The 16,461-nt window shown below is 47.8% G+C and carries 17 protein-coding genes and 2 tRNA genes; 8 read left to right on the plus strand and 11 right to left on the minus strand.

Going from position 1 to position 16,461, the window contains the following annotated elements; all coding sequences use genetic code 11:
• The first annotated feature begins 10 nt into the window (after nucleotides 1-10).
• Complete coding sequence (locus DWX59_RS20550) at nucleotides 11-367, plus strand: hypothetical protein (RefSeq protein ID WP_117561141.1); 357 nt, start codon at nucleotides 11-13, stop codon at nucleotides 365-367.
• Between the two features lie 504 nt (nucleotides 368-871).
• Here the strand turns inward: DWX59_RS20550 and DWX59_RS20555 are convergent.
• Complete coding sequence (locus DWX59_RS20555) at nucleotides 872-1,744, minus strand: C40 family peptidase (protein ID WP_147325842.1); 873 nt, start codon at nucleotides 1,742-1,744, stop codon at nucleotides 872-874.
• Between the two features lie 304 nt (nucleotides 1,745-2,048).
• Here DWX59_RS20555 and DWX59_RS20560 point away from each other — a divergent pair, with 304 nt between their 5' ends.
• From DWX59_RS20560 to DWX59_RS28840, 3 genes are all read left to right on the plus strand, one after another.
• On the plus strand, nucleotides 2,049-2,804 hold the full coding sequence (locus tag DWX59_RS20560) for a threonine/serine exporter family protein (protein WP_117561142.1): 756 nt from the start codon (nucleotides 2,049-2,051) through the stop codon (nucleotides 2,802-2,804).
• Nucleotides 2,801-3,268 carry a threonine/serine exporter family protein gene (locus DWX59_RS20565; protein WP_117561028.1) on the plus strand — a complete coding sequence of 156 codons (468 nt, stop codon included), beginning with the start codon at nucleotides 2,801-2,803 and terminating at the stop codon, nucleotides 3,266-3,268. Before DWX59_RS20560 ends, DWX59_RS20565 begins: the two co-directional genes overlap by 4 nt.
• A 137-nt stretch (nucleotides 3,269-3,405) precedes the next feature.
• Complete coding sequence (locus DWX59_RS28840) at nucleotides 3,406-3,555, plus strand: hypothetical protein (RefSeq protein ID WP_165642313.1); 150 nt, start codon at nucleotides 3,406-3,408, stop codon at nucleotides 3,553-3,555.
• Nucleotides 3,556-3,872: 317 nt separating this feature from the next.
• Here DWX59_RS28840 and DWX59_RS20570 read toward each other — a convergent pair.
• The 3 genes from DWX59_RS20570 to DWX59_RS28845 form a co-directional block, all read right to left on the minus strand.
• Nucleotides 3,873-3,945: transfer RNA gene (locus DWX59_RS20570), tRNA-Val, on the minus strand.
• Between the two features lie 121 nt (nucleotides 3,946-4,066).
• On the minus strand, nucleotides 4,067-4,822 hold the full coding sequence (locus DWX59_RS20575; RefSeq protein ID WP_117561029.1) for an AIM24 family protein: 756 nt from the start codon (nucleotides 4,820-4,822) through the stop codon (nucleotides 4,067-4,069).
• 323 nt (nucleotides 4,823-5,145) lie between these two features.
• On the minus strand, nucleotides 5,146-5,289 hold the full coding sequence (locus DWX59_RS28845; protein ID WP_165642876.1) for a hypothetical protein: 144 nt from the start codon (nucleotides 5,287-5,289) through the stop codon (nucleotides 5,146-5,148).
• A 136-nt stretch (nucleotides 5,290-5,425) separates the two neighbouring features.
• Between DWX59_RS28845 and DWX59_RS28850 the strand changes: the two genes are divergently transcribed.
• On the plus strand, nucleotides 5,426-5,599 hold the full coding sequence (locus DWX59_RS28850; protein ID WP_165642875.1) for a hypothetical protein: 174 nt from the start codon (nucleotides 5,426-5,428) through the stop codon (nucleotides 5,597-5,599).
• Between the two features lie 18 nt (nucleotides 5,600-5,617).
• Here the strand turns inward: DWX59_RS28850 and DWX59_RS20580 are convergent, their stop codons facing one another.
• On the minus strand, nucleotides 5,618-5,872 hold the full coding sequence (locus tag DWX59_RS20580) for a hypothetical protein (protein WP_117561030.1): 255 nt from the start codon (nucleotides 5,870-5,872) through the stop codon (nucleotides 5,618-5,620).
• Nucleotides 5,873-6,034: 162 nt separating this feature from the next.
• On the opposite strand from DWX59_RS20580, the gene DWX59_RS20585 reads away from it, so the two are divergent.
• A complete protein-coding gene (locus DWX59_RS20585) occupies nucleotides 6,035-6,298 on the plus strand; it encodes a hypothetical protein (RefSeq protein ID WP_117561031.1) in 264 nt (87 codons plus the stop codon).
• 141 nt (nucleotides 6,299-6,439) lie between these two features.
• Here the strand turns inward: DWX59_RS20585 and DWX59_RS20590 are convergent, their stop codons facing one another.
• The 5 genes from DWX59_RS20590 to DWX59_RS20610 are packed head-to-tail and all read right to left on the minus strand — an operon-like array spanning nucleotide 6,440 to nucleotide 14,446.
• Complete coding sequence (locus tag DWX59_RS20590) at nucleotides 6,440-8,950, minus strand: glycoside hydrolase family 31 protein (protein ID WP_117561032.1); 2,511 nt, start codon at nucleotides 8,948-8,950, stop codon at nucleotides 6,440-6,442.
• 59 nt (nucleotides 8,951-9,009) lie between these two features.
• The gene (locus DWX59_RS20595; protein WP_117561033.1) at nucleotides 9,010-11,508 is read right to left on the minus strand and encodes a glycoside hydrolase family 31 protein; all 2,499 of its coding nucleotides are present in this window, start codon (nucleotides 11,506-11,508) and stop codon (nucleotides 9,010-9,012) included.
• A gap of 56 nt (nucleotides 11,509-11,564) precedes the next feature.
• Nucleotides 11,565-12,878, minus strand: coding sequence for a TRAP transporter large permease (locus DWX59_RS20600; protein WP_117561034.1), 1,314 nt, complete (start codon nucleotides 12,876-12,878; stop codon nucleotides 11,565-11,567).
• 2 nt (nucleotides 12,879-12,880) lie between these two features.
• Nucleotides 12,881-13,357 (minus strand): TRAP transporter small permease, encoded by a 477-nt coding sequence (locus DWX59_RS20605; RefSeq protein ID WP_117561035.1) that lies wholly within the window; start codon nucleotides 13,355-13,357, stop codon nucleotides 12,881-12,883.
• Between the two features lie 45 nt (nucleotides 13,358-13,402).
• Complete coding sequence (locus DWX59_RS20610) at nucleotides 13,403-14,446, minus strand: TRAP transporter substrate-binding protein (RefSeq protein ID WP_117561036.1); 1,044 nt, start codon at nucleotides 14,444-14,446, stop codon at nucleotides 13,403-13,405.
• Between the two features lie 360 nt (nucleotides 14,447-14,806).
• On the opposite strand from DWX59_RS20610, the gene DWX59_RS20615 reads away from it, so the two are divergent.
• Nucleotides 14,807-15,754: an AraC family transcriptional regulator gene (locus DWX59_RS20615; RefSeq protein WP_117561037.1), complete on the plus strand. Its 948-nt coding sequence runs from the start codon at nucleotides 14,807-14,809 to the stop codon at nucleotides 15,752-15,754.
• 169 nt (nucleotides 15,755-15,923) lie between these two features.
• Here DWX59_RS20615 and DWX59_RS20620 read toward each other — a convergent pair.
• Nucleotides 15,924-15,996, minus strand: a tRNA-Ala gene (locus DWX59_RS20620).
• Nucleotides 15,997-16,090: 94 nt separating this feature from the next.
• Here DWX59_RS20620 and DWX59_RS28855 point away from each other — a divergent pair.
• A complete protein-coding gene (locus DWX59_RS28855; RefSeq protein WP_165642872.1) occupies nucleotides 16,091-16,243 on the plus strand; it encodes a hypothetical protein in 153 nt (50 codons plus the stop codon).
• The last annotated feature ends 218 nt before the right edge of the window (nucleotides 16,244-16,461 follow it).

Below are 16,461 nucleotides of genomic sequence, written 5' to 3' on the forward strand. Positions count from 1 at the left end.
GGCTGAAAAAATGATAACTGAGCGTTATATCGTTAACTTTTACAGTGTGGGGGATAAACGGTTTAACCTGGCGGAGGTCAAAGAGACATGGATTCATGCTGCGGCCTATGAAAATCAGCGCTGCGGGGTTTTTGTAAATGGTGTGATAGAGAAAATGGAATTAATCTGTGATTTACAGGACCAGTGCAGAAGGGACAGCATGGGCGTAAGGATTATAGCAACCCGCAATCCTGTGCTTTATGAGGACAAAGAGGCATTCTTTGACGCGATACGCAGGGTAATCCTTGATGTGAAGCAGAGCCTCAATGATCCCTATGTCACTATCAGCATATTAAGTACCAATTATTTTTATTTTGACAGTCTTTAGGGCGTGCAGGTGACGGGAATGGTTATCCCTGCACGCCCTGGGCTGTTTTTGTCTTTTGCTGTTTCACAAAAAAGAAACCCCGCACATATTTCATATACGGGGTCCTAAAAAGGGGAGGATAAGTATTAAGAATTTTCTTAACACTCTCATTATTGCCCTATTTCCCGTGAATATACACCGGAAGGCTTATTTTTATTAAAATTCCCCCAAAAGGTTTTTGGGGGCTTATGGCATATCCGGTTTACGGTGCCCTGCCTGGCTGAGGCTTGGGATGCAGAAGCCTCAATGGCAGACATGGACAAGCGGGGCAGCGCCAAGGGGCAGAAAAAATCCAGGCCCACCGCAACCTTGCGGCGAGCCTGGAAAAAAGGGGAGGATAAGTATTAATTATTTTCTCTTTCGTGTATACCCTTATTATGGACACATACCGGAAGAATATACACTGGCATGAAAAAAATATTCAGACAGGGGTACGGCATAAGAAAATCAAATGCAGGCCATGGTTCAAAGGCGGGAAACCATAGCTGTCCCGTACTGCTTAAGGTTCACTGCATGGCTCAATAAATCGCTTGGCGCCACGAAGAGCGCAGGTACCGGCAGGTCGATGCCGGAATGTTCCAGGACCTGCTCCACCAGATCCAGGAAGTCTGCCGCCAGGTTTATGGTATTCCTCAATTCACCTGACCCAAGGAGGGTGCGGTCGTCGCTGGGTTCATTCAGGGCGGAATAGCACTCCTGGGCCAGGACCTCCAGGTCAAGATTACCATGGAATATATCCGATGGGTATCTCAGGTTCTCCCCCCATGTATCATCTAACATATCCGCAAGGCAGATCGTACCGGGATGACCGGCTTCAAGGAGGCCGTCCTTGAGCATGATCCGGTAGCCGGAACCACAGTCCGCGTAACACTGGTATACCAGTTGGGAGCAGACCATGACAGGCACATCACCTTTATGTATCACCTTATTAAGCAGCTTATCAAGTTCCCTGCACGCCATGTTGAGAATCAGGTCGGTAATCTTCTGCCATCTGGGCGTGGGACGGACAGTCCGGTAAATCAATAAGCCTGCAAAGAATATGAGATCAGGATAATCGTACTGCACGTCTTCATCCAGATAACGCTTGGCAGCAGCTATCAATGGGGCCGGGTCCTTTTCAGGGGACAGGCGCAGAAGATATGCCTTTTCGCCGCCGTGGGCTGTCTCACGGCAGCTGCTTAACTGGATGCCGTTTCCGCCCATCTCAATCATATTATCTCCTGAATACCGTATGGCTGCGTGGCTGACCGTGGAGTTGGTCAGCTTGGCGATACATTTACTGAGCCAGCTGTCCCCGGCCTCGAAAATGATGACATCACCAGGTTTCATTGTAATCATAAGGGGCTCCTTTCTCATTGGCTAAGATATGGTTTTATTATAACACCCCCTATCAGCGGATACAATGACCTTTCCAAAACATATGGCCTCCGCTTTTTCCCATGGTTTTCAGGGCCGGCCGCAATGTCCCTGGGGAGGATGCCGGATTATGGCAAATTTGGATCAAACAGGGGATGGCGCCCCGGCAATCCCTGTGATATGATAACAACAGCACGATACAGGTTTCCGGTTGGTCCGGAGGCTGGATCAATCTTTTCTGTAATCAGGAGGGACATCTGTGGAGGAGAGCAGGGAAAAGGAAGTAATGGAGGCAGCTTTGCAGGCCGGCCATCTGCTGTTGGAAAATGGGGCTGAGATATCCAGGGTGGAGGAGACAATGGAGCGCATCTGCCGGTACTATGGGGTGCATTCCGGCAATGCCTTTGTGCTGACCAACGGTATATTCGTAACCGTGGGGAACAGGAATGAACCTGTATTTGCAAAGGTGGAGCATATCCCGGTCAGCGGCACCCATCTGGACCGTGTGGCGGCAGTGAACCAGCTGTCCAGGGAGATAGAAGAGGGCAGGTACACCATAGGCCAGGTGTCAGGCAGGCTGGATGATATCAAGCGGATGCCCGGAAAGACAAAGCACATGCAGGTGCTGGCATCGGGCTGCGGCAGCGCTGCCTTCTGTTATCTGTTTGGGGGAAATGCATCGGACAGCGCAGTTGCATTTACAGCCGGAATCCTCCTGTATCTATATGTGCTGTATATAAGCGGGCCGCACCTGTCTAAAATCGTGGGCAACATAAGCGGCGGCGCCCTGGTGACGGCAATCTGCATCCTTTTGTTTACGGCAGGAATCGGGGACCATCTGAATTTCATGGTCATCGGTTCCATCATGCCGCTGATACCGGGTGTTCCCTTTACGAATTCCATCCGTGATATCGCGGACGGGGATTATATCTCGGGTTCGGTGAGGATGCTGGATGCCCTTCTGGTGTTTTTCTGCATTGCCATTGGCGTGGGTATCGGGTTTTCCCTGATAGGGGGGATGATGGGAGGGATGCTGTTATGATGCCGCAGGTTTGCGCTGCAATGATTGGTACGGTTGCTTTTTCCCTGCTATTCGGGGTGCCCCGGAAATACTATCCATGGTGCGGTGTGATCGGGGGCGCGGGATGGGCCGTATATGTGCTGGCTTCCGGCCGGTGGGGGATTGTATGCTCTTCCTTTGCGGCCACGGTAGTGGTCATTTTCCTGTCCCGGGCGTCAGCTGTCATAAACCGGTGCCCGGTTACGATTTTCCTTATATCCGGCATATTCCCGCTGGTGCCTGGCGCAGGGATTTACTGGACCGTATATTATCTTGTCACGGACCAGCTGGGACTGGCCGTGCATACCGGGTATGCGGCGGTTAAGGCAGCGGTGGCCATTGTGCTGGGGATTGTGGCTGTGTTTGAACTGCCTCAGGGGATGTTTGCCTGGATAGCAGGGAAACTGCGGCAGATTCCGGCATGCTGCCGCAGGAACGGCAGATGAAGGGACGGTATATAAAGCGAGGTATATAATAAAGTCTTTCGTTTCATTTTAGGAAATATTTTTATAAATGTAATAAGTTTGCTCTATCTATATGGCCGCCTGTGTTTTACAATAATAGTAGAAAGGAGGCGGCAGAAATGGAGTGGATGGATTGTGGACAAGAGGAAGCATTATTAAAGGAATGTCAGTGGGCAGAGGAGCATGTGAAGGACGAAGACGTACCGCAGCCAGCCCCGGACGAATTAGAGATGATCATAAAACGGATTGAGGAAGAATGCAGAAGGTAACGGCCCTGATGTGATGGTGCATCAGGACCGTTACTTTTTATATGCTGTTACGGCTGCTGTTAAAGCCAGATATATGCCCTTATCCCTATGGCAGTCATTAACAGAAGGAACATGAATCCCAATCCCATTAAGTCGTCCCTTGTCTGTTTTTTCATAATGGATACGCCTCCTTTCCTATCCTTGTCTGACACTATGATAATGCCGGACAGGATAAAGATTCCATTGGAAAGAAGGGGATGGGGATAAAGATTTCATCCATAAAAACAAAAAAGTGCCAAAAACCTTTTAAAATCAAGGCTTTCAGCACCAATATCCAGTGGAGACAACAGGACTCGAACCTGCGACCCTCTACACGTCAAGCAGATGCTCTCCCAGCTGAGCTATGTCTCCATAGGGCGATTATAGCATAGCAGACCGGGAGATGGCAAGAAAAAAATGTAATTTTTCTAATAATATATTCAATACAGATCCTTAAATCTAAAAATCCAATCCTTCAGGCATCAGGAACCGTTTATTCCGTAGGCGCCATAAGGATCCGTCCGCTGCCCCGGTAGACATTGACCAGTCCTTCGCCAGACACCGCGGAGCCCATAAGGGACTTTGAAGAACGCTCAACCGTGAATTTCAGGGAATTGGACCATGCGATAGCCATATTGCCGTCGATTTTCACTTCATCGTCCTGCAGGTTGAACTCAATCAACTCATCCCGGGGAACCGGGCTTTCCAGAACAGCGATGCCGCTGCCCGTAAGGCAGAGATTAAAAAGCCCTTCTTTGCCTGCAACCGCAGAGGAGAGGGTGGTCCTGGCAACCACTTTTTGGGATATATTGGAATCACATGCAAGGAAGAGCCCATCTTCCAAAACCAGGCTTCCCCACTCAGCTACATCCTCCAACAGGATATGCTTGTAAGTAGGCTCCAGCATGACCAGACCATTACCAGAATATTCCGGTTTGGCAGAACTTTCCTTTGTTACCTTGGAAGCAATGGCTTTTCCTAGAAAGTCGCCTACTCCCTTGATGCCGGATGTCATTTTTACGGCTCCTGCAATCCACTGCATGGCGCCGGCCTGAACCGTAAAAGTATTTCCGTTTAATTCAATAAGTACCTGACGTCTTCGCACGTTCATTTCTGCTGCGTAGTAAGCAGCCATTGCAGAGCCTGGATTAACGCTTAAATCACGCTGATGCTCAAACACTTTGATGCAGTCCCGCTGGTCTATCATTTTCATGTTGCCATTGTCATAGAGGTTATTACACTTTACCATACTTATATCTCCTCATTTCTTATGTTTGGTCAGGACATCCGGATATGTATTAAATGTGCCTGTGTTTTAACATACCACATATCCGGGGGGAAAACAAGAAAAGAAATAATTAGGGTGCGGCAGGACGAGATAATCGGAAATCCCCCATTAAAAGGGAGGAGCCGGTCAGAATTCCTTCTGCCGGCTGAGTATTATGAAAAAAATCTTATAAGCATTGTTTGTTTACAAGATATAGTATATTCAACAAATATGAGCATTTCATAGACAAAACATAGACAAAATATGAACAGTTTGTAAGAAGTTTGTGAAGCCGCAGAAGGCCTTCAATTGCCCATGACTTCCTTCATCTGTTCCGTGACGGGATGATAGCCGTCGCCATTTAACAGGCCATTGCGGACCGTGTCATATAAACCCATGGCAAGGACGATAATCAGTATGATTGCAATACATTTAACAAAAAATTTCACAGCAGGCCCTCCGCTTTTCTGAATCAGACACCATTTACATATCTACTTTATCATTTTACCCGGAATATCTCAATATAAAGATTATGTGCCGATATCATGCCCTTCTGTTATTTTCATGGTAGAAGGAGGGAACGGAATGGATGGCGGTGACAGGCTTCATAGGATTATTTTGAGGGAATACAGAAATAATCAGCTTTTAAATGAGGCCAGCTGGGCACAGAAGGCTGTGGATGAAAGCCGGGTTCCACAGCCCGGACCGGATGAACTGGATAAGATAATGGAAAAAATTGAACATGGCCATGAAAAATAGGCGGCGTGCTGATATGCGTTACAAAGGAGTGATTTTTGTTGTATAAGCCTCACCGCGTATTGGTTTATAGATGTCTACAATTGCAAAATGCGGTAAAAGGCCGGGTTCTTTTGGTTCAGCAATGGTCATGAACTTATAATTCGTCCCATTGACAATCTGTTTAGCCACTGCAATGGGATGATAGAAATAGTCCTCGTGTTTTCCAATGGCATTATAGAATATAAATGATTCGTATGTTGTCAGGTATGGCTGATATTCCCAGCTGCCAGGCATAGCGATCCTCCTCATATGCATTTTCTATACTATATGCTGATGGGGGAAAATGGTTGCAGATGGGATAGGGATAGAAACGCTTGTCCATACGGAACCGGGGATACAAAAGCTTATCCATGTGAAAAAGGCAGAAAAACACATTGCTTTTTGACATTTTAATGAATGGATATTAAAATGAAAGAAAACAGATTGGTGTTACGGAGGCCGGATTCGTCAGGCGGCGTTTCCGGAAATTGGGAGGATATCATGGAGAGCCGGGTATACAGGCCATTAAAGAATTATAGTATTGAGGAAATAAAAAGGATTTTATCTGAGGACAATCATGATGGGCTTATGCTGCTGCCACTGTCGGCAGGAGAGTATTTTAGGGATTGGCATATAGGTGAAAATGCTCGGAAGAGATACAGGGATGATGGCGGATATTAAATCCGTAATCAAATTAAAATAGACAAAGAACAGCCCACTTCGCGGTTTTTGAAACGTACATCCTACATGTAAAAACCTGTTCTGGCCTCTCGCCCAAAAAGCCAGGTCTTCCCGTACCTGGCTTTTTGGCGTGAACTTTCTTTATTCCTCAACCATTCCAATTAGGTCGAATTTTTCCGTCGAAACAATGACATCATACGATTTTTTCTCCGGTATCTCATACTTCACCCAGATGGTTCTGTCGGAAAGATTGTAATACCATCCGGTTTCGGCCTCCTCCCAACCGTCCCTTACAAGATAGCGCGGGATGCGCTCGCCGTCGACCGTTACCCAGAATGCACCTTTTTGCTTGCTGACAAGCCGGATTGTAACTCGCTCCAATGGGCTTTTGTAGGTTCCCTTGGTATCAAAGTGAATTATCGTCTGATTACCAGCAGTTACATTAACTGCGGTTTTCGCGTAAACACCTTTCTTATAGTCCTCCGTGTGTCCGTCATCGTCATAGAATACAAAGCTGGTGTCCGTATCCGCGCTGATTAGGAAATCCACATGACGCATCCTGTCCGACAGAATATGCTTAACATCCTCGCTGGTCACATAAACCGCACTTCCCCTGAGGAACATGGGAATGCTGCCCAGATTTACTGGAAGCTCGATGGTCTGACCGCCCGCATATTCCTTCAGGTTGTCATTCATGTCGAACCATCTGCAGCCTGACGGCAGATAGATAGTTCTTGTCCTTGCCTCCGGCTCCACCACATTGGCAACTAGCACGCTCCTTCCGAACATGAATATGAAATTATTATCGCTGTAACACTTCTTATCTTCCGGGAACTCTAAAAACAGTGGGCGCATAGCCGGCATGCCGTTCTGGTTTGCCTCATACATCAGGCTATACAGATACGGAAGCATCCGGTATCGCTGGGCGTAAGCCGCCTTCACATATTCCCGATTCTCCTCATACATCCAGGGCTGTGTCACCGTGTTGTCATTATTTGCCGAATTCAAGCAGAAGCGTGGCTGGAAAATACCACTTTGAATCCAACGAAGCAAAAGCTCCGCCTCCGGCACAGATCCCGCGAACCCGCCAATGTCACAGCCCATGTTGGCACAGCCGGAAAGTCCCATGCCTACGATTGTGGCGATGTTAAACTTTACTGTACGCCAGTCTGTCAGATTATCTCCTCCCCATACCTGCGCGTATCTCTGGATGCCTGCATATCCCGCACGGTTGATGATGTAGGGCCGCTCTCCCGGATAAACGTCGGCAATCGCCTGCTTTCCAAGAAATGCCATCAAATTGGAATGCAGGATCTTGAGCTCCGCCATTGTCCCTCCGGCGCCTTCAAAATCACAGTATGCGTCCCGATCCTCCACGCCGTCCATCTCACAGTTGTCATTCCATACGGTCTTTGTTCCCATTCTTAGGATCCGGTCTTCCAAAAGCATCTTCCAGGTCTCACGGGCCTTCGGGTTCGTGAAGTCTAAAAACCTGCCTTCTCCGCCCCACCATCTTCCATAATAATCCCCGTCGCCGCCTGGGTTTTTAATAAACACACCGTTCTCCTCGAATAGGTTCATATAAGGATGATTTTTCAGAATACCCGGTTTCAGATTGGGAATCACATTGATTCCTCTGGCATTCATACGCTTAAAGAAATCCTCAGGATTTGGAAATCTCCTGTAATTCCAGTTAAAGATATAGCGGAGGTTGTCCTCCTCGCCGCTGGAATAGCCGGAAGCCAGCCAGAAGTTATCGATTAGGATGCCCTCCTTCTCATGCTTATCGATTACCCGATAGATTTCCTGATCACAGTTAGCCTCAAGTTCTGCGTAATACATGGTCGAGGCACAATATCCCAGAGACTGTTTGGTGGGCAGCGCGCAGCGCCCTGTCAGCATCGTATAGCGGTCTAAAACCGCTGAAAGCTCAGGACCATTAATGAGGAACAGGTCAATATCTCCCCCATCAGTCTGGTAATAGCAATACCGATCCCAATAGCCGGAAATCTCTTGCCCCATATCAAATACGCTGTCGTAGGAATTATGATAAAATAAGCCGATGGCATAGGCTGTTTTCTCGTTAATCCGGATATAAAACGGTATATGCTTGTACATGGGATCCCCAAACTCCGGATCGTGGCCAATCGCGTCCTTGGGTGACATCCTGAGTCTTCTCCCTTTCTTGTCCAGACAGCCCGTCTTTTCACCAAAGCCGTAAAAGTGGTCGTTAACTGGATCCATTTTGGAATAGTGGGCCAACCGTCCCAGATAATCCTTCTCAAACGCCCTCTCCTTCAGATCCTGATAAACGACAGCCCCGTCCAGGGTCTTTAACGTCAGGAAAAAGGGGGTTTTCCTGATTTCCAGGATGCAGGTGCCTGTTGTAAATACCAGCTTTCCGTTCTTCTCCTCACAGGGAATATCCAGGGACTTGATGCGTGTGCGCTCGTCCTTTAAAAGTTCATCCATCCGATCCTCCCAGGCGGTAGTCACCAGCGTATAGGATTCTTCCTTAAAATCCCGCCGGAAGCTTACCCGTACCCGGATCACGTCATCCGTCATAAAAATCAGCAATACATCCGCCGCATCCCCGTGCAGAACATAACCGGAACCAGTCTTTTCTATTGATTTCAGTTCACGTAAAAGCATCGCGTTCCTCCATAATCATAAAACTGCAGCCGCCCGAACTCAGACGGCTGCGTCATTAGTTACATCCCAATCAAATCAAAATCTTCAAAGGAAACAACCAACTGAACATCCTTTTTCGGATTTGCATATTTTACCAGAACGGCCTTCTTTGTCTGGCTGTAATACCAGCCGCTGTCCGCAGCTTCATACTTCCTGCGGTTTAAGTAGTGTTTCAGCCGTTGTCCGCCAAGAGCTGCACAGAATGGGCTCCTGTCCTTGCGGATGATTTCTACAGTAACGTTCTCCACCGTATCCCGGTAGTCACCCTCAGCAGTAAAATTAATCTTCACCACATCGGTCCCGCTGACGCTGACAGTGGTTTTGCGGAAAAATCCTTTTTCGAAATCATTGGTTTTTCCGTCATCATCGTACAGCACAAATTGAGAGCCTTCCTTAGACGGGGCAATAATCAGACGGAGTTCCTCTACACAGTCACGTTCCATGTTCATCAGTTGATTATCCGCCATAGCCAGAATTCCGCCCTCCCGCAGAAACATTGGGATGGTCTCCATCGTTACAGGAACCTCAATCGTCTGCCCTCCCTCATAGCAGCGGTAATTATCATTCATGTCGTACCACCTTAAGCCGGCCGGCAGATAAACCCGGCGGCTTGCCGCATCTTTTTCAATAACATTAGCAACCAATAGGCTCTTTCCGAACAGAAAGTCGAAGCTATTGTCATAGGTGTTCTCATCCTCCTGAAATTCATAAACCAATGCCCGCATAATCGGCGCGCCGCACTTTGCCGCCTCGTACTCGCAGGAGTAAAGATAGGGGGCCATACGGTAGCGCAAGAGAATCGCGCTCCGAATCAGGTCCGTACTGTCCTTAAACATCCATGGCTCCGTCACGGTATTATCATTGCTTGCCGAATGGATGGAGAAACGGGCCTGGAAAATGCCCTGCTGCACCCAGCGCACAAGCAGTTCTTCCTCAGGCGCGGGCCCGGCAAAGCCGCCGATATCCGCTCCTTCATTCGGCTGCCCAGAAAGACCCATTCCGGTGATGGTCGGAATGTTGTACTTTAAGCTTTTCCAACTGGTATAGTTGTCGCCGCACCAGGTCTGCGCATAACGCTGTATGCCGCTGCTTCCGCTTCGGCATACAGAATAGGGCCGCATATCTGCGTCATGTTCCTTCACCGCATCGTTGCTCAGCTTGCACATCAGCGTGCTCATGATTGGCTTCAGTTGGGCAATGGTACCGCCTTTGCCGTCAAAGTCCACAATAACATCCTTATCCAGCAGGCTGTCATACTCACAGTTGTCATTCCAGATTGAGTTGGTTCCCACAGCAACCAGGCTTTCGGTCACATATTTTTTCCATGCCTCACGAGCCGCTGGCTTTGTAAAATCCCAGAACGCCCCGGGACCGCCCCACCAGCTTCCCACCGCGTACTGCTCCGGATTCTTGCTGTCCTTCACAAACACATCCTGGCTTTTGAACTCCTCGAACCACGGGTGGCACAGGAGAATACCAGGCTTGATATTGGGAACATTCTCCGCTCCCTTGTCCTGCATTGCATGGAAATATGCAGATGGATCCTTAAAGCGGGTCGTATTCCATGTGAACACGCAGCGCTTGTTTCCAACGCTGGTATATCCGGAGGAAAGATGGAAACCGTCAATCGGAAAGCCTTCCTCCTTAATTGTATCGATAAAGCCAAGAACCGCGTCATCGCTGTTCCTCTCCAGCTCCGGATAATACATGGAACTTCCCTGGTAGCCCAGCGCGCGCTTGGGCAGCAAAGCCGGTCTTCCGGTTAGCAGCGTGTAGTTATCTACAATCCGTGCAATGGAGTTTCCGCCCAGCAGAAACATATCGATGTCTCCGCCGTCTGCTTGCCAGTAGGTATAACGATGCCAGTAATTGCTCTTTTCACAGCCCATGTTAAAGCAGGACTCATAGAAGTTATGATAGAACACGCCTACCGCCTTTTTTGAGCTGCGGTTTAAGCGGATATAAAACGGGATATGTTTATATAGCGTATCGGTCTTTTCCGCGTCATAGCCCATGGCATCGGTAGCGCGTTCACGAAGAAACATCTTATTTTTATTCAGAGGACCAGCTTTTTCACCAAATCCGTAGAAGCAGTCCTCCTCCTCCATACAGGAATAATGGGTCACGCGATGGTTGGAGTCCAGCGAAACGGGATTTCCGTGCAAATCACTGTAAAGCAGGGTTCCTTCCGTGTCATACAGCTCAAATCCAATTGGATTCTTCATAAGTACAAGGCGGATTTTTCCAGTATCGAAGGTAATCTCATTATCTGTTTCTTCCACCCCAGGGATTACCGGTTCCACACGGGTTCTCTCCATCTCAAACAGCGGGTCCAGGCGGTCCTCCCATGCCGTTGTCATCAAAACATAGGATTCTTCAGTAAATTCCTTGTCAAATGCGGTACGGACCCTCACAATCTCATCGGTAACGAATATAATCTTGATATCGGCGCAGTTTGTATGTACCAGCCATGCGCCGTCTGTCCTTTCAATCCCTGAAAATTGTGTGCAAATTTCCATACTCTGTCTCCATTCTTAGGATTATCGGCGGTTTCTGCCGCTTTTTACCATTTTTACTACCACATGCTTGGTACAAGACCGCACAGATACGGTACAAGCAGCGGAATAGCAGGTATAAAGCTTACCAGGAACAGGGCGATTACCATTGCCGTGAATATCGGAACAATATATTTAGTAACCCCCTCAATCTTTACGCGGCCGACACCGCAGCCCACGAACAGGCAGGAACCTACCGGGGGTGTTACGGAGCCGATACCAAGGTTCATGATCAGCATAAGTCCGAAATGCACCGGACTCATTCCAACGCTGGTGGCGATTGGAAGGAAGATTGGAGTGAAAATCAGCACGGCCGGAGTCAAATCCAGAAACATACCCATCACCAGCAGGAACACATTCATGATTAAAATAATCATATACCGATTATTGGAAACACTCATCAGCCCCTCGCTGATAGCCGCCGGAATACCAGAATAGGACATCACGTAGGACATGATTGAGGATGCCGCAATCAGGAACAGAATTGTCGCGGAACTCTTCATCGTGTCTGCAAGCAGGTCATAAAAGGTTTTTATACTCATCTCACGGTAGATGATTGCCAGAAATGTGCAGTACAGGCACATGACCACGCCTGCCTCCGTTGCCGTGAAAATACCGGCCAAAATGCCTCCCATTACGATAATAACAGCCAACAGGGACGGAACTGCCTCCAGTACAATTTTCCATGCTGGATTCTCCTCCTTCACAGCGGATGCCTTGTAGCCCTTCTTCATCGCCAAAAAGATTGCCAGCCCCGCGACTGCAATGCCAAGCAGGGCTCCGGTCAGATAACCGCCCATGAACAAGGCTGCCACGGAAACGCCGCCTGCGGTGATGGAATACAGAATTAACGGACCAGACGGCGGTATTAGGATTCCTGTTGGCGCCGAACAGATGTTTACAGCTGCAGAATAATTGGGATCATATCCCTCGTCCAGCTCCAGCGGGCTCATGATGGAACCCATCGCTGAGGTTGCTGCTACGGAAGAACCAGATACGGCGCCGAAAAACATATTTGCCAGTACATTTGTAGCTGCCAGATATCCAGGTACCCAGCCTACCAGCAGTCTTGCAAGACGGACCAGCCGCTTTGCAATCCCTCCCTTGTTCATAATGTTGCCGCCCAAAGAAAAGAACGGAAGAGCCAGAAGGGAGAAGGAATCGCAGCCGGAGAAGCATCTCTGTGCAGCTGTCAACGCGAAGATATTCCCGTCCATACCGCTCATGATTGCAGTAATAATGGAAGCGATACCAATTCCCGCCGAAATTGGAACGCCTGCAAACAGCATAACAAAAAATGAACCAAACAGTATTAACGTAGCCTGAACAACCATGCTTATTTCCCTCCTTTGCTGTCAGCCAAAAGCTGTATATACTTGATTATACGGGCAATCACAATGAAAATGCCTGAGATTGGAAGACATCCGTACAGCAGTCTAAACGGGATACGCATCACGGAGGACTTGTTGGTTGCATTATTTGCAAGCTGCATTCCGCCGTAAATAAAAACATAGCACACAAAGAACAGAATCGCCGCCTCAATGAAAATCATAAGGACAGGGCGTACCAATCCTTTCACACGATCCTTTACCAAATCCAGCGCCAGATGCTCATCCTTGTAAAAGCAGTAGGCAGAACCAAGCATGGAAGCCCAGATTAGCACGTAGCGGAGGAATTCATCCGTAAATGTAGACGGATTTTTTAAAATCCAGCGGGTAAAAATCTGCCATGTACCGCCCGCCAGAAGAGCAAACATGGCAGCGGCCATGATAAAGCGCATTACGGTATCCAGAAAAAAATTAAACTTTTTCAAAATCTCATCTCCTTCATGAAGTAAGCAACAGCATCCGGCTGGTTCCTACTTGCCGGCAGCCTGAATCTTCTCAACGATTGCATATACCTCCGCGTTGCTGGTCTTTAAGCCGTCATAAATAGACTGGCATGCCTCCTGGAATGCCGCAGTGTCCACATCCTCTACAAAGGTAATGCCGTTTCCTTCCGCCGCAGTCTTAACCTCGTTCTCAAAATCCGCCCAGCGGGTCTTGTACTCGTCTGTTGCGGCCGCCGCAGTCTCCTTCATGATGTTCTTCTGGCTGTCGCTCATCTGATTCCAAACCTTGGTGGAGATTACAATGACGTCAGGAATACGGGTATGCTCATCATAGCAGTAGTATTTTGTAACATCGCTGTGATCGCGGAGAGCGGTGATGTTATTCTCAGCGCCGTCGATTACTCCCTGCTGCAGGCCAGTATAAATCTCAGAGTAGCTCATGACCGTTGCGGAGCCGCCCAGCGCGTTCATCATGTCGATGGCTATCTGGCTGTCCATGGTGCGGATTTTCAAGCCCTTTAAATCAGCCGGTACTCGAATGGGTGTGTTGGCGGTATAGAAGGAACGGGAACCGGAATCCAGCCAGGTCAGTCCAATAAAGCCGTCGCCCTCGGTAATGTTGTAGAGTTCCCCGGCAATCTCACCATCCATAACCTTATAGTAATGATTCTTGTCGTTAAATACATACGGAACAGACAGAGCGTTCCATGCCTCGTTAAAGTTACCAAGGGTTGACGCGGAAACCTTTGCCATATCCAGCGCACCCGCCTGAATGGAAGAAACGTTGTCTGCTTCAGACCCCAATTGACCATTGGGAAGGATTTTAATGTTGATTGTTCCATTGGACTTCTCCTTTACTGCTGCAGCCCATGCGGTCATCTGGATGTGCACCGCATGATCCTCAGCCAGTCCATGGCTCAGCTTTAGATTAAAGGTCTGCTCAGACGCCGATGTCCCGCCGTTTCCTCCTGCCGTCTGCGAAGACGCCGTGCCTGATCCGCCTCCACATGCCGTCAGCATCATTGCTCCTGTTACGGCCAATGCCATCATTGCGTAATTACGTAATCTCATAAATACTTCCTCCTTTTAAATGGTTTCATTTATCAATCAGCCAACGCCTGCTTTGCGGCTGTCAACTGTTGCTTTTTATGCAGATATGGAATATCATCCGCGCTTTAAATTGCATGCTATTATTTTTTATTGCCAGTTACTATTTTGAAAAATATAGTGTTTTTGCATAAAAATTTGATTGAAATACTGACTGTTGCATTAATAATCAGCATATCTTTTGTTCATACAAGCAAATTTTATCAGTTTTATATCATAAAAGTCCCATTCTTTTGTGATTAAAAACTTGCAAAATGTGATATTTAAGAATATACTTTTGGAAAAAGAAGAAGGTTTTTGATTTAAGCAAAGAGGGGGAACTAGATGATTGTTCAGAAGATTGCACACTGCACGGATTCCATTCTGACTCAGGAGATGGCCCGCATCGGTCTTGAGGACTATGGAGTGGTTGTAACCTGGTACACAAACCAGAACAACAAGCAGTCTGTGGTCCACTCACACCCGTACCACGAAATCGTCCTGCCTGTTTCCGGAAGCAACGTACTCTACGCCTTTCAGGGGAGCCTTTACACCCTCCATCCTGGAGAGATGGTCTTTTTTCCCGCGGAAATTTATCATTCCGGACGTTATACGGTTACAGACATCGTATCTAACCGACTGGTTGTCCAGATTAGCGCGGAAATCTGGGATTATGCCATTCACGCATCCGGATTAATCAATCCGGATTGGCAGAAGAATATCGTTATTTTGAGCGCGGACGCTGTATCCGCCTTTGACCTGCGGGGGCATTTGGAGCGCATGGCCCAGATTCCCTGGATTAAAAAAGCTTATCAGGAAACGGTGTTAAACTGTGAGTTGATGGAGCTCCAGCTTTTTATCAACCAACTCGTGGAGGAGCAGCATACCAAATCCCCCAGCTTAACCAGCGCGCTGATTTCCCGGGCTGTTGAATATATCCAGAAGCATTACACTGAGCCCACCCTTACGGTGGCGTCTCTCGCTGAAAATATCTTCATCAGCCGGGAGCATCTCTCCAGAGCTTTCAAGGAATACACTATGGAGAGCATTCACGGATATATCAACAATCTGCGAATGCAGCACTTTCGACGTGATATTGCCGCCGGACACAGCGTGCTGGATGCCTGTACAAACAGCGGCTTTGGCAGCTATAACAGTTTCCTAAAGTCCTTTAGGAATCTATATGGAATGACTCCCACCCAGTATCGCGCGCAGCTTAATTCCATTGAAAAAAGGAGCCTTAATACTTATAATTCACTGGCCGGGGCATGCAGATTTGGAAACGACACTTAAATATATTTTTAATCCTTTTAGGAAGATGAAGCCAAAGAGTAGATTAAAAACTTCTATATCGATAACAGACAGGGCTTATCTTCAATTGTCTTCGGAAATTTATGTGATGTCATAAAATAAAAAGTACCAAAACCCTTGATTCAGCAAGGATTTCAGCACTTTTTGATAATGGAGACAACGGGATTCGAACCCGCGGTCTCTGCGTTGCGAACGCAGCGCTCTCCCAGCTGAGCCATGTCCCCATGAGTTATATTATAGCACAAATGGGAAAAATTACAAGAACATCCTGGAGTGGAAATCAGCTGTCCCTGACATACTATCATTGAGGTGATGAAAATGGACAGGGACTTAGAAGAAAAGGCTGCCAGAAAGAAATCAAATGAAATGTTCAACAGCATAACAGAAAAACAGAAACCGGAAAACCAGAACCAGACCCATAACTCCCGCAGGGAGGGAATGGGACCTAATGCGAAGCGGAAACCTTGTTAAGCATAAAGTGGAACGCACAGCTGACGGAAAGCAATTTTCAAACACACCCCGAGGGTTCTGCCGGAATACAATTATCAAACATACCCCAGGACGTGAATGGACTTTTTCCACTATCCATTGCGTCCTGGGATACTTTTGTTTTGCCGAAATTACACGAATCACCCACTTATCCACAATAATGTGGAAAAGATTGTGGATAAAGTGTTATTATCTGAAAA

It is taken from the genome of Enterocloster aldenensis, assembly GCF_003434055.1.
Taxonomy (GTDB): Bacteria; Bacillota; Clostridia; order Lachnospirales; family Lachnospiraceae; genus Enterocloster; species Enterocloster aldenensis.